Raw genomic sequence first — 13,147 nt, 5'->3', positions numbered from 1 at the left:
CATGCTCCGCGTGATTCTGCACAACGTTGCCGCACGCAAGGTCCGCATGCTGCTCAGCGCACTCGCTGTGGTCCTGGGCGTTGCCTTCGTTGCCGGGTCCTTCATCTTCACGGACTCCATGGGACGGGCCTTCGACGGCATCGTGACCGGCTCGACCGCCGAGGCGCTGGTGACCCCCGATGGGTACGAGGACGTGATCAACGACTCTGGTGTGGTGTCCCCCGAGACCCTGCCCGCATCTGTCGTGGACACCCTGAGCACGTTGCCGCAGGTGGCGGCAGCCGACGGAAATGTCGAAGCGCAGGGCGTCTTCGTGATCAGCAAGTCGGGAGAGCTGGTGGGTGGCAATGGGCCGCCTGCATTCGCGTTCAACTTCAACGACACGGTCGCGATCTCGGGGAACCGGATCCTGAACCTGGTCGACGGCGACCTGCCCCAGGGTGCACACGAACTCCTTCTCGACGTCGACACCGCCGAAAAGGGCGGCTATCGGATCGGCGACGAGGTCACCCTGGCAACCCGCGGCGACCAACCGATCATCCATGCACGTCTGACCGGACTGATCCGGTTCGGTTCCGAGGACGGACTGGTCGGCGCCACGCTGGCGATCTTCGACACCGAGGCGATGCAAGCCATGTTCTTCGACGGCCACGACGTCTACACGAGCATCGCCCTGACCGCGGCAGACGGGGTGTCCCAGTCGGAGCTGCGCGACGCAGCCGCGACCGCACTACCCGCTGACCTCGTGGTCGAGACCGGCGACACCGTCGTGGAGGAACAGGCCAGTGGCATCGAGGAGATGCTCGGGTTCGTCAACATCTTCCTGCTCGTCTTCGCCGGACTGTCGATGGTCGTCGGAGCGTTCCTGATCGTCAACACGTTCTCGATCCTGATCACTCAGCGCGCCCGCGAGCTCGCGTTGCTGCGTGCGCTCGGCGCCTCGCGCGGCCAGGTGAACCGGGCGGTGATGGCAGAGGCGGTTGTGATGGGACTGGTCGGCTCTACCGCGGGTGTGGGCCTCGGCTATCTGCTCGCCGTGGCACTCAAGACAGTCTTCGGCCTTGTCGGCTTCGACATCGGACAGGCCGACCTTCCACTGAGTAGCCGAACGATCCTGATCTCCTTCCTCCTCGGCACGCTGCTCAGCACCGCGGCTGCCTACCTTCCGGCGCGCCGGGCTGCCCGGGTCAGCATCGTTGAGGGCATGGCCGGGCAGGACGCCCTGACCGGTGCCACGTCCCGATGGCTCCGACTCACAGGGTTCGTCCTGCTGGTCGGGGGAGCGGCCGTCCTCGGAATGGGTCTGACCCTCGGCGGTGAGATCCTGCTGATCGGGGCCGGGATGCTGGCCATCCTGCTCGGGGTCACGGTGAACGCCGCCCTGATCGGTCGACCCGTGGTGCGCGCCTTCGGCGTCGCCTATCGGCGGTTGTTCGGCGAGGTCGGCGTGCTCGCCACCGAGAACGCCCTGCGCAACCGCCGACGTACGGCGGCGACCGCCAGCGCCCTGATGGTGGGGCTCGCCCTGGTGTCACTCGTGGCGGTGCTCGGTCAGTCGGCGAAGCTCAGCACCGACCGGGCCATCGAGGACTCCCTGACCGCGGACCTGATGGTCTCGAGTGCGACCCAGCAAGCATTCTCCCCAACCTACGGCGAGCGCATCAAGGAGGTCGAAGGGGTCGCATCGGTGGCCGTGGTGCGCACCGCGATGGCGACGCTCGACGATGCGGCGGTCTCCGTCGTCGCCGTGGACCCGACGATCTTCGGTTCAGTAGTCGACGTACGCCTCGATCGGGGCTCACTGGCGGACGTGCGGGGCACGCGTGTCGTGATGAGCTCCTCGGCAGCTGCCACGCACCACCTGTCGGTGGGTGACGAGTTCAGCATCGAGGTCAACGATCGGCTGGGCCGGTACGTCGTGGGCGGTCTCTACTCCGGTACCGGCGCGGTCAGTGGCGACGTCCTCATGTCGCTCGATCAGTTGGCCGCGGCGGGTGGCGATGCTGCGGACACGATGCTGTTCGTGCTCGCCGACGGTTCGGTCTCCCAGCAGGCGGTCCGGGCCGGCATCGAGGACGTCCTCGCCGGCGACCCGACGGTGAACCTGCAGGACCAGGACGAGTACGCCGACCAGCAGCGAGCGGCCATCAACCAGTTGCTCTACCTGATCTATGCACTCCTCGCACTCGCCGTTGTGATAGCGATCCTCGGCGTGACCAACACCCTCGCGCTGTCGGCGGTCGAGAGGACCCGGGAGATCGGTCTCCTGCGTGCACTCGGTCTGGCGAGGCGCCAGTTGCGCACCATGATCAGGCTCGAGGCGATCGTCATCGCGGTCCTGGGCGCGGTCCTGGGACTGGTCACGGGGGTGTGCTTCGGGATCGCGCTGCAACACGTGGTGGCCAGTCAGGGGGTCGACGTGCTGGGAATTCCGTGGCTGCAGCTTGCTGGGCTGCTGGCCATGGCCGTCGTCGTGGGGGTTCTCGCCGCTGCAGTTCCCGCCCGGCGTGCCAGCCGGATGAACGTCCTCGCCGCGATCGCTGCGGACTGACGAGCAGAACAGGGAAGTCGACGGTGACGCCTCGGGCGTGCACCCTCGATCACGCTGTGGAGGGCCCGGTGGCTGCACCGGGCCCCCACTCGGAGGCTGGGCTCATGCCCAGGCGGTGTCGCGCGGCGGCCAGTCGGAATCACCGGTGACGGCTTCGATGTCGGCATCGGCCGTCCGGAGGAGGACGGCAGCCAGGCTCGACAAGGCTCGTCCGGCGGCCAGCTCATCACCGATCTCGGGGACGTCCGTGTCCGCCGGACTGAGACGAGCCGATCCGGTCCCAGTCAGGCTGGTCCCACCCGTGTCCAGACGTGCCTCGGCATGGGTGCCGCCGTCGTGTTCGGAGAGGAAGATCCGGACCGACCACTCTCGAGCGGCCGGGGTCTGGGTGTGTTGGTTCGACATGTTGTGTGCTCCTTGAGGTCGGGTTCGGGTGTTCTCCACAGTGGGATGCTTCTCAGCAGCGGGAGAGAGTCCCGTTGCCCGGACCGCCGGGACCAAGGTCAACCGGTGGCGCGAAGGGTGTGGTGTGCACGCGTCGACAGGCGGCCTCGGAGAATCTTGTTGGCTCCGTCCGCGAGAATCACTGCACAGGCCGTGGCAGCGGCGTAGGACCACCCGGTGGCGCCCGGCCATGCGCCACCCAACAGATCGGCCAGGGGAGTCCACCCCAAGAACAATGCGAGCAGGACGAGCTCGGCCGCGATGGCCCACAGGACCAGCCGGTTGCTCAGGAGATCGAGGCGCCACACCGGACGTGAGGTGCTCCGGCATGCCAAGGCATTGGCGATCTGTCCCAAGGCGATGGCCGCGAACGCGGTGCCCGATGCCTGCGCCAGCAGTGACGCGGACGGTTCCTCACCCCAGCCCCAGCCACCTGCGAGCAGGATCAGGGTGAAGGCGCCCAGGGAGCAGAATGCCTGCACCGGGCCCAGCAGCCCGAAGGCTCGGAGGAGCACGGGACGGTCGAGGACGTTGCGGGAATGCCGGCCGCGCATGATCCCCTTCCGCGGCGGTTCCGCTCCCAGAGCGAGGGCGGGCAGCATGTCGGTGCCGATGTCGAGCGCCAGAACCTGGAGCACACCGATGGCGAGCGGGAAGGATCCACCCGAGCCGGCCCAGATCGCGAACGGAGCGAGCTCTGCGATGTTGTCGGTGAGGTGGTACGTCAGGAATCGTCGAACGTTCTGGAACGTGGCCCGGCCAAGCTCGACCGCCTTCACGATCGTCCCGAAGTGGTCATCGAGCAGCACCAGGTCCGCGGACTCGCGAGCGACGTCACTGCCGCTGGCGCCCATGGCCACTCCGACGTCAGCCTCCCGCAACGCCGGTACGTCGTTGACGCCGTCCCCGGTCATCGCGACGACGTGTCCGCGGCCACGCAGTGCGCGCGCGATCTTGAACTTGTCCTCAGGAGTCACCCGAGCGACCACGCATCCCTCGGGACGATCCAGGAGCAGCGCCAGTGCTTCGTCGTCCTCGGGGAGGTCCTTGCCCTCGACCACGAATCCCGACTCGTCGATCAGGCCGACCTCCCGGGCGATCGCACCTGCGGTCCCCGGATGGTCGCCGGTCAGCATTGCGACGCGGATGCCGGCGGAACGACAGGCCTGGAGCGATGCCCCGACGTTCTCGCGCGTTGGGTCCTCGAGCGCGAGCAGCCCCAGGAAGCTCAGCCCGCTCTCCTGCTGGTCCTCCCCGTCCCCGGCCGACCAGCGACGTTCCGCCACCGCCACAACGCGTCGGCCCTGAGACGTGAACAGCTCAAGGATCTGCTCTGCCTCCGTCGGGACATCGACGCAGCGGGCGAGGACCCGCTCCGGAGCACCCAGCACCGAGACCACACCGTCGAAGTAGGCGGAGCTGAGCATCCGGGTCGACGTGTAGGGGCGCCGTTCCGGCTCCTCGACCACGTCCTCGACCCCGGCTCGCAGGGCGAGACAGTGGATGGCGGCCTCCATCGGATCGCCTTGGGCCTTCCACGCTTGGCCCTCGTGCTCGATCCGACCGGTCACGCACCGGAGGGCCGCGGTTCCGATACGGGAGACTTCCGCGCGAGCACGGTCAGTCCCCACCATGTCTGCCCCTGGCTCATAGCCTGTTCCCTGCACGGTCACCCGTCCGGACCGTGTCAACACCTCGACCACGGCCATCCTGTTCTGGGTGATGGTTCCTGTCTTGTCCGTGCAGATGAACGTGGTCGCGCCCAGGGTCTCGACGGCATCGAGACGACGTACGAGAGCGTGGCGTTCAGCCATCTCCTGGGCGCCGCGAGCCAGCGACAACGTGACGGTTGGCAGCAGGCCCTCCGGGACGAGCGCCACCATGACACCGACACCGAAGAGGAATGCGCTGGTTCGGTCGAGTCCGAGTGTCAAGGACGTCAGCCCGAGGCCGGCGCCGGTGAGGAAGGCGATCACGGCGATCACCCGAACCACGTGGGCGACCTGGCTGGTCATCGGGCTGGGAGGGCGTTGCGCCGAGCCGGCCAGTGCGGAGATCCCGGCAACCGTGGTGGTCGTGCCTGTCGCCACCACGGTTGCGGCACCCTCACCCTGAACCACGAACGTCCCTGCCATCAGGCGATCACCCGCCACGTGGGTAACGGCCCCGCTCTCTCCCGTCACCATCGACTCGTCCATGGTCAGGCCAGCTTCGTCGTCGAGGAGCATGTCGGCGCCCACCCGGTCACCCGCCGTGAGCAGTACGACGTCGCCGACGACCAGCTCCGTGGCATCGATGGACTGGACGAGCCCGTCGCGTACGACCTGGGCGACCTGGGGCAGCAGGGACCGCAGCCGGTCGGTCGAGCGGTCAGCCCGGTGCTCCTGCCAGAAGGCGAAGGCGGCGTTGAGCACGATGATGAAGACGATCGCCACGGTCAGCGGCGGCATCCCGGCCAGCAGAGCCAGGACGGCGGCCACCCACAACAGCACGGCCAGAAGATGGGTCATCTGGGCGAGGAACTGCCTGAGCGGGTGCGGACGGTTGGCCGAGGGAAGGACGTTCAGACCATCGCGGGCCAATCGGTTCGCAGCATCCTGGTGAGTGAGGCCGGGGGTCGCGGCGCCGCGTGCGTCCAGACGAGCTTGCATTGAATCCTCCTGCCGCCAAATCTCTCCGACGCGTCGTACCCGAGGCAGGGCCGAAGGTCCCGTGCGGGGTCGACCAACTGCCGTGTCTCGGCCCACCAACGAGGGGGTTTGATCAATGAAGGACCCCACCACCGAGGAGGACGGATGAGCACCTGGACCGTCTTACCCGGGCCAGGCGAGCGTCCAGACCGGGGCGCCGTCGGATGACGATCGCCGGAACAGCACGTCACGGGCCGTGGCGTTGATGTCGCGCACGACTCGTGCAGGAGCAATGCAAGCGCTGGAGCTGCACACGTCCGCACAACGCAACCGGGTCGTCGACCTGGTCCGGGTGCTTGCGCTGGTAGCCGTCGTGCTCGGCCACTGGCTCAAGCAGGGCTGGTACGTCGACACCGAGGTCACGTTGCACCGGGCGGGTTTGCTGGGTATCGCCCCCTGGACGCACCCCCTCACCTGGATCTTCCAGGTGATTCCGTTGTTCTTCGTGGTGGGTGGCTACGCCAACGTGGTGTCGTGGCGGCATGCGCGGGCGGTGGGCTCCCGCTACGGCACCTGGTTGGCGAGCCGGACCACTCGACTCACACGGCCGGTCCTGCCGCTGCTGGTCTTCTGGGCGGTGCTGGCGCCACTGGCACCTCACATTGGTCTTGGCGGCGAGTGGCTGCGCATCGGTTCCTTGACCTCGCTGGTGCCGCTCTGGTTTCTCGCCACGTATCTGGTCGTCGTGGCGGTGGCACCCATGAGCGTCGGGGCCTGGGATCGATGGGGGCCGCGCACCCTCGCCGTCGGACTTCTCGCGTTCCCGGTTGATGCCCTGAGCCTGCACTTCGACAGCACGGCGATCGGTGCGCTGAACCTGCTGATCGTGTGGGGAACCCTGCACCAGTTCGGCTACGCGTGGCGGGACGGCACCTTTCGTCGGCCCGCCCATGCCCTCCTGCTCGTTCTTCTCGGGTTCGGCGCGGCTGTTGCGCTCGTCTGGTTCGGTCCCTACGGGGTGTCGATGGTCGGCGTCAGTGGCCATGGAGTGAACAACACCAACCCGCCGCGCGCCACGATCCTGATGCTGGGTTGTGCACTCACCGGCATGGTGCTGCTGGCCGAACCGGCCCTGCGCCGGTTCGCCGGCCGCCCACGGGTGTGGCGCACCATCGTCGTCGTCGAGGCCCGGATGATGACGATCTATCTCTGGCACCTCACCGCGTTGGTGATGCTGGGTGCGGTGTCGCTGTGGTTCGGAGGGGTGGGTCTGCATGCCAGGCCCGACACCCTCGAATGGTGGACCGCGCGACCTGTCTGGATCGTCCTTCTCGGCGCCACGACAGGGGCCGTCGTGGCGGTGGTCGGACGCTTCGAGGATCCGCACCCGGCGAGGACCAGGGCTGCGCGCGGAGCGGTCCTTCCCCTGCTCAGGGTCGGCCTGACGGTGGTCCTTCTGGCGCTGCTTGCGGACGACGGTCTGGGTCACTCTGCGCGCGTGCCTGAACCCTGGCTTCTCGTGATCGCGGCCGTGGTCGTGCTGGCGCGACCTCACCCGAGGCAGGCGAGGGCACGGGAGGCTGGACGGCCTCGAGGCAGCCTGCCGACCGACGACAGGATCGCGGCCCAGAAATGAAGAAAAGGCCCCGTGGAGCCGGGGCCTTTCCAGTGTCCGAGGGGGGACTTGAACCCCCACGCCCTAATACGGGCACTAGCACCTCAAGCTAGCGCGTCTGCCAATTCCGCCACCCGGACGAGTGCTGGAGAACTGTAGCAAGAGACGTCCCGAAAACTCACATCGGCCCCACTGGTGACGGATGCAAGGATGGGGGCATGTCTGCATCCGACGAGACGACGGTTCCCACCCCGGCCTACGACCCCGCCGCCGAGGTGGTCGACATCTGCCGCGACCTGATCCGGATCGACACCTCCAACTACGGGGACGACGACGGTCCGGGGGAGCGCAAGGCCGCCGAGCTGGTGGCCGGCCTGCTCGACGAGGTCGGCATCTCGAGCAACCTCTACGAGTCCGAGCCGGGCCGAACGTCGCTGATCGCCCGCTGGGGTGACGGCCCTGGTGAGCCACTGCTGCTGCATGGCCACCTGGACGTCGTACCGGCGGCGGCCGAGGACTGGCAGTTCGACCCGTTCGCCGCGGAGATCCACGACGGCTACGTGTGGGGCCGTGGTGCGGTCGACATGAAGGACTTCGACGCGATGGCGCTCTCGGTGATCCGCGCGCGGGCCCGTGCGGGGGCGATGCCGCCGCGGCCGATCGTGCTCTGCTTCACCGCCGACGAAGAGGCCGGCGGGCACAAGGGCGCCGAGTTCCTCATCGACAACCACGCCGACGAGATCGCCGACTGCACCGAGGCGGTCGGTGAGGTGGGTGGGTTCACCACCACCGTCCGAGGCAAGCGGATCTACCTGATCGAGGCCGCCGAGAAGGGGATGGCCTGGATGAAGCTGACCGCGCGCGGCAACGCCGGTCACGGCTCGATGATCAACCACCACAATGCGGTCACCGAGCTCGCCGGTGCGGTGGCCCGGATCGGCGCCCACCAGTGGCCGGTCAGGCTGACACCGGCGATGGAGGTGCTGCTGGCCTCCGTCGCCGACATCGCCGGCACGGAGGCCACCCCTGAGAACGCGGAGGCACTGGTCTCGGAGTTCGAGAGCTCGGCTCGCATGCTGGGTGCGGTCATTCGCAACACCGCCAACCCGACCATGCTGAACGCTGGCTACAAGGTCAACGTCATCCCCACCGAGGCCACCGCCCACATCGACGGCCGCTTCCTGCCCGGCTTCGAGGACGAGTTCTTCGCGACTCTCGCCGAGCTCTGCGGCGAGCACGTCACCTGGGAGTTCGTCTCCAAGCAGCAGCCCTGGGACTCGCCGTACGACGGCCAGATCGTCGATGCCATGACCCAGTCGATCCTGGCCGAGGACCCCGACGGCATCGTCGCGCCCTACCTCATGTCGGGCGGCACGGATGCCAAGCACTTCCGCAAGCTCGGCATGACCTCCTACGGGTTCGCCCCTCTCCGGTTGCCGCAGGACCTCGACTTCGGGGCGCTCTTCCACGGCGTCGACGAGCGGGTCCCGGTCGACGCACTCGAGTTCGGGGCCCGGGTCTTCGACAAATTCCTCGACCGCGCCTGACTCGGCTGCTTGGCTGGGGGTCATGTCCTACCCAGACCCGATCTACGTCGGCGACGGTGAGGCCAGCGCGACGGTGCGCCCCAACGACGCCGACCACACGCTGACCTACCGCAGCGGCGGCACCGTCGACTACCTCGCGACCGGGGCCAGCACCGGCGGGCTGTTCGGCCTCTATCGCTGGAACTTCGCCGAAGGTGTCAGCGGCCCCGACCCGCACTTCCACAAGACGATCACCGAGTCGTTCTACATCCTCTCGGGCACGGTCAAGATCTACAACGGCACGGACTGGGTCGACACCCACGCCGGCGACTTCGTGCACGTTCCGGCCGGGGGAGTCCACGGCTTCCGCAACGAGTCGGGGCAGAAGGCCTCGATGCTGCTGCACTTCTCACCCGGCGCGCCCCGCGAGTCCTACTTCGAGACCCTGAAGAAGCTCGGCGAGGGTCTCACCATGACCGACGAGGAGCGCGACGCGTTCTACCTGGCGCACGACAACTACTGGCTCTGACCTGTGCCCACCTGCCGCTGGACGGGAGCCGGTTCAGACGTAGTAGAACTCGGGGCGCGGCTGCCGGATGATCTTGCGTCGCAGGATGACCCGGCGTACGCCGTCCGCGCCGATGCGCACGCTGCGGAGCTCCCAGCCGCCCTGCTCGGCGCGCTCGACGAGCAGTCGGGTGACCACGTTGCGGCTCAGCTCGCTCGACAGGGTGAGGTTGTCGTACTCCCACTCCACGTTCCTGCGGAACGCCTTGCGTGCTGTGGCCGCCATGGATCAGTCTCCTCCGGACACGTCGTCGAGGGCCTCGACGATCTCGGTGGGCAGGGACAGCTCATCAGTACCCAGTGCGGCGCCGAGCTGGGCCGCCGTACGTGCTCCGACGATCGGGGCGGTGACCCCGGGCCGGTCGCGGACCCAGACCAGGGCGACCTCGAGCGGCGACCAGTCCAGGCCCTCGCCGGCGCGGACCACGGCCTCGACGATGCGCTGCGACTGTTCGCCCAGGTAGTTGCCGACGAAGTTGGCGAAGTGGGCGGAGGCGGCTCGAGAGTCGGCCGGGGTGCCGTGGCGGTACTTGCCGGTGAGCACGCCGCGACCCAGGGGGGACCAGGGGAGTACGCCGAGCCCGAGGGCACGGGCCGCGTCGAGCACCTCGTGCTCGATCGTGCGGTTCAGCAGCGAGTATTCGACCTGGGTGGAGGCCAGGGTGGCCCGCCCGGGCACGGCGCGCTGCCAGGTCGCGGCCTGCGCGGTCTGCCAGCCGTTGTAGTTGGAGACTCCGACGTACGCCGCCCGACCGGTGGTCACGGCGTAGTCGAGTGCGCCCAAGGTCTCTTCGAGCGGCGTGCCGTCGACCCACGTGTGCACCTGCCAGAGGTCGACGTGGTCGACGCCGAGCCGGCGCAGTGACTGGTCGAGGCTGGAGATCATGTGGCCGCGGGACACGTTGGATTCGCGCTGACCGCGACGGCGGGAGATGCCCGCCTTGGTCGCGAGAACGACGTCGTCGCGCGGGACCACATCGCCGAGGAGGCTGCCGATCAGCTCCTCGGACGCGCCGTCGCCGTAGCCAGCTGCGGTGTCCAGCAAGTTGCCGCCGGCCTCGATGAAGGCGATCAGCTGGTCGCGGGCCTCGTGCTCGTCGGTGTCGCGTCCCCAGGTGAGAGTGCCCAGACCGAGCCGCGAGACCTTGAGCCCGGTCGATCCCAGGGTGCGTTGCTGCATGGGCGCAACGGTAGCCACCCCGGGCCACACCGGCCCCGAGGCACGCCGGAGCGGACACCGGGCGGGTTCACATCACATCCCGGCGTAGGCTTCGCGCCGTGCTTGACTTCCTCAAGGCCGTGTTCCTCGGCGTGCTCCAGGGCCTGACCGAGTTCCTGCCCATCTCGAGCAGTGCCCATCTCCGCATCTTCCCGGAGTTCTTCGGCTGGGAGGACCCGGGGGCCGCGTTCACCGCGGTGATCCAGATCGGCACCGAGCTGGCCGTGCTGATCTACTTCCGCAAGGACATCTGGCGGATCGCCTCGATGTGGCTCAAGTCGCTGGTCAAGCCGGAGTACCGCGGGCACATCGACGCCCGGATGGGCTGGTACGTCATCGTCGGCTCGGTCCCGATCGTCGTCCTTGGCATCGCCCTCAAGAACGTCATCGAGCATGACTTCCGCAGCCTGTGGATCGTCGGCACCACCTTGATCGTGCTCGGCGTGATCCTGGGCATCGCCGACCGCATCGGCTCGGGCGAACGCGCGATCAAGCAGATGAACCTCAAGCACGCCGGGCTGCTCGGCTTCGCCCAGGCCTGCGCTCTGATCCCCGGGGTGTCCCGGTCGGGCGCGACGATCTCGATGGGCCGGTTCCTCGGCTACGACCGCGAGGCGGCCACCCGGTTCGCCTTCCTCCTGGCCATCCCCGCCGTCGTGGGGGCCGGACTGTTCGAGCTCAAGGAGATCGGCCGGACCGACAACCCCTACGGCTGGGGCCCGACCATCACCGCAACGGTGGTCTCGTTCATCGTCGGGTACGCCGCGATCGCCTGGTTGTTGCGCTATGTCTCCACCAAGTCCTACCTGCCGTTCGTGATCTATCGGATCGGCCTCGGGGCGCTGGTGCTCGCTCTGCTGGCCGGTGGCGTGATCGCCGCCTGACGGCTGTTCCCCGTTGGTCGAGTAGTGAGCGCCAGCGAATGTATCGAGGCCCCGTGGGGTGGTCTCGGTAGGTCGCCTCATTTCTCGGTGGCACTCGAGCACCGGGTTTCGTTGGTCGAGTAGTGAGCGCCAGCGAACGTATCGAGACCCCCGAATCAGGGCAGGTCTCGGTACGCCGCCTCGGTTCTCGGTGGCACTCGAGCACCGGGTTTCGTTGGTCGAGTAGTGAGCGCCAGCGAACGTATCGAGACCGTTTGTCCACAGGCATGTGTCGAGGCGTGGCGCTCCGATTCTGGGAGCGAGATGCTTGCTCATGGCCTTCACTTACATGCTCCTGTGCTCAGACAACACCTACTACGTCGGAAGCACGCGCCACCTCGAGAAGCGTCTCGAACAACACCGAGTCGGCAAAGGAGCTGACTACACCAGAAGACGGCTACCGGTGAAGCTCGTCTGGTTTGAGGAACACGAGAACGTGGGCTTGGCGTTCGCCCGCGAGAAGCAGGTTCAGAACTGGAGCCGGGCAAAACGCGAGGCGCTGGCCGAAGGCCGCTGGGGTGACCTGGCCAGCCTCGCTCGCAAGAAGTTTTCGTGATGTGGTCTCGATACGCCGCCTCGTTCCTCGGCGGCACTCGACCACCGAACCAGGCCAGGTCTCGGTACGCCGCCTCGTTCCTCGGCGGCACTCGACCACCGAGAGTGGTCAGAGCCAGCCGGACTTCTTGAAGAACACGAAGACGGCCAGCGAGCTCAGTGCCATCAGGCACAACGCGAACGGGTAGCCGAAGGCCCAGTGCAGCTCCGGCATGTGGTCGAAGTTCATCCCGTAGATCGCGCCGACCAGGGTGGGCGCGGCGACCAGCCCGACCCCGGCCGAGATCTTGCGCATGTCCTCGTTCTGCTGGACCGAGATCCGGGCCTGCTGGGCCTCGAACGCCGACGACAGCAACGAGTCGAGGTTGTCGACAGTCTCCGCGACACGGCTGAGATGGTCGCCCACGTCACGGAAGTAGGGGGCCGCGTTGGGGGACATGCCCGCGACGGTGCCACCGGACGCCCGGCGGATCGGATCGCGTAGTGGCAGGACGGCACGACGCACCTCGGCCAGCTCCCGCTTGAGGACGTAGATGCGGGGCGAGTCATCGGTGCGCTCGGGGGCGAAGACCGACGCCTCGACCTCGTCGACGTCCTCCTCGAGGCTTGCCGCGACGCTCTCGTAGGCGTCGACCACCCGGTCGCACACCGCGTAGACGACGGCGGTCGGCCCGTGGACCAGCAGCTCCTTCTTGGACTCCAGGTAGATGCGGGAGCCGTGCAGCTCAGAACCCTGACCGTGGCGCACGGTGACCACGAAGTCCGAGCCGACGAAGATGTTGATCTCGCCGGTCTCGACCGCGTCCTCCTCATCGACGTACCAGAGCGTCTTGAGCACCAGGAACAGCGAGTCGTCGTACTTCTCCAGCTTGGGCCGTTGGTGGGCGTTGACGGCGTCCTCGACCGCGAGCGGGTGCAGGTCGAAGACGTCCGCGACGGCGGTCAGCTCGTCGGCGCTGGGGTCGAGCAGCCCCACCCAGACGAAGCTGTCGGGTTCGTCGCAGCGGGCGCGCACGGACCTGAGGTCGGCAATGTCGGCCTCGAGGGGCACCCGGACCCCGTTGCGGTAGAGCGCGTTGTCGACGATCACGGTTGTGAGGCTACGCCGGATACGCTC

At 67.8% G+C, this 13,147-nt stretch carries 11 protein-coding genes and 1 tRNA gene; 6 read left to right on the top strand and 6 right to left on the bottom strand.

Translation table 11 applies throughout. The features are described from left to right. The first annotated feature begins 1 nt into the window (after position 1). Positions 2-2,551, top strand: a complete 2,550-nt coding sequence (locus NJ4_RS02460; protein WP_067429638.1) for an ABC transporter permease — start codon at positions 2-4, stop codon at positions 2,549-2,551. A 102-nt stretch (positions 2,552-2,653) separates the two neighbouring features. Here NJ4_RS02460 and NJ4_RS02455 read toward each other — a convergent pair whose 3' ends face one another. Beyond that, positions 2,654-2,956 carry a dsRBD fold-containing protein gene (locus tag NJ4_RS02455; protein WP_067429635.1) on the bottom strand — a complete coding sequence of 101 codons (303 nt, stop codon included), beginning with the start codon at positions 2,954-2,956 and terminating at the stop codon, positions 2,654-2,656. 98 nt (positions 2,957-3,054) lie between these two features. Continuing rightward, on the bottom strand, positions 3,055-5,646 hold the full coding sequence (locus NJ4_RS02450; RefSeq protein WP_067429633.1) for a cation-translocating P-type ATPase: 2,592 nt from the start codon (positions 5,644-5,646) through the stop codon (positions 3,055-3,057). Positions 5,647-5,917: 271 nt separating this feature from the next. Here NJ4_RS02450 and NJ4_RS02445 point away from each other — a divergent pair, with 271 nt between their 5' ends. Next, entirely contained in the window at positions 5,918-7,261 is a 1,344-nt protein-coding gene (locus tag NJ4_RS02445) for an acyltransferase family protein (protein WP_067429631.1), read from the top strand. Between the two features lie 33 nt (positions 7,262-7,294). On the opposite strand, the gene NJ4_RS02440 is transcribed toward NJ4_RS02445, so the two are convergent. Continuing rightward, positions 7,295-7,380 (bottom strand) — tRNA-Leu (locus NJ4_RS02440). Between the two features lie 78 nt (positions 7,381-7,458). Here NJ4_RS02440 and NJ4_RS02435 point away from each other — a divergent pair. Next, positions 7,459-8,787, top strand: coding sequence for a M20/M25/M40 family metallo-hydrolase (locus NJ4_RS02435; RefSeq protein WP_067429629.1), 1,329 nt, complete (start codon positions 7,459-7,461; stop codon positions 8,785-8,787). Positions 8,788-8,809: 22 nt separating this feature from the next. Further along, positions 8,810-9,295 (top strand): cupin domain-containing protein, encoded by a 486-nt coding sequence (locus NJ4_RS02430; RefSeq protein ID WP_067429628.1) that lies wholly within the window; start codon positions 8,810-8,812, stop codon positions 9,293-9,295. 33 nt (positions 9,296-9,328) lie between these two features. Here NJ4_RS02430 and NJ4_RS02425 read toward each other — a convergent pair whose 3' ends face one another. Together NJ4_RS02425 and NJ4_RS02420 are read right to left on the bottom strand one after the other, a co-directional pair. After that, positions 9,329-9,559: a DUF5703 family protein gene (locus NJ4_RS02425; protein WP_067429627.1), complete on the bottom strand. Its 231-nt coding sequence runs from the start codon at positions 9,557-9,559 to the stop codon at positions 9,329-9,331. A 3-nt stretch (positions 9,560-9,562) separates the two neighbouring features. Then, the gene (locus tag NJ4_RS02420; protein WP_067429625.1) at positions 9,563-10,513 is read right to left on the bottom strand and encodes an aldo/keto reductase; all 951 of its coding nucleotides are present in this window, start codon (positions 10,511-10,513) and stop codon (positions 9,563-9,565) included. Positions 10,514-10,611: 98 nt separating this feature from the next. Here NJ4_RS02420 and NJ4_RS02415 point away from each other — a divergent pair, with 98 nt between their 5' ends. Then, positions 10,612-11,436 carry an undecaprenyl-diphosphate phosphatase gene (locus tag NJ4_RS02415; protein ID WP_067429622.1) on the top strand — a complete coding sequence of 275 codons (825 nt, stop codon included), beginning with the start codon at positions 10,612-10,614 and terminating at the stop codon, positions 11,434-11,436. Between the two features lie 313 nt (positions 11,437-11,749). Continuing rightward, positions 11,750-12,031 carry a GIY-YIG nuclease family protein gene (locus NJ4_RS02410; protein ID WP_067429618.1) on the top strand — a complete coding sequence of 94 codons (282 nt, stop codon included), beginning with the start codon at positions 11,750-11,752 and terminating at the stop codon, positions 12,029-12,031. A gap of 108 nt (positions 12,032-12,139) precedes the next feature. Here NJ4_RS02410 and corA read toward each other — a convergent pair whose 3' ends face one another. Then, positions 12,140-13,120 (bottom strand): magnesium/cobalt transporter CorA, encoded by a 981-nt coding sequence (corA, locus tag NJ4_RS02405; protein WP_067429615.1) that lies wholly within the window; start codon positions 13,118-13,120, stop codon positions 12,140-12,142. Positions 13,121-13,147: the final 27 nt, after the last annotated feature.

The organism is Nocardioides jensenii JCM 1364 = NBRC 14755 (assembly GCF_001552535.1).
Classification (GTDB): domain Bacteria; phylum Actinomycetota; class Actinomycetes; order Propionibacteriales; family Nocardioidaceae; genus Nocardioides; species Nocardioides jensenii.
This window is presented reverse-complemented; position numbering and strand designations above follow the sequence as displayed.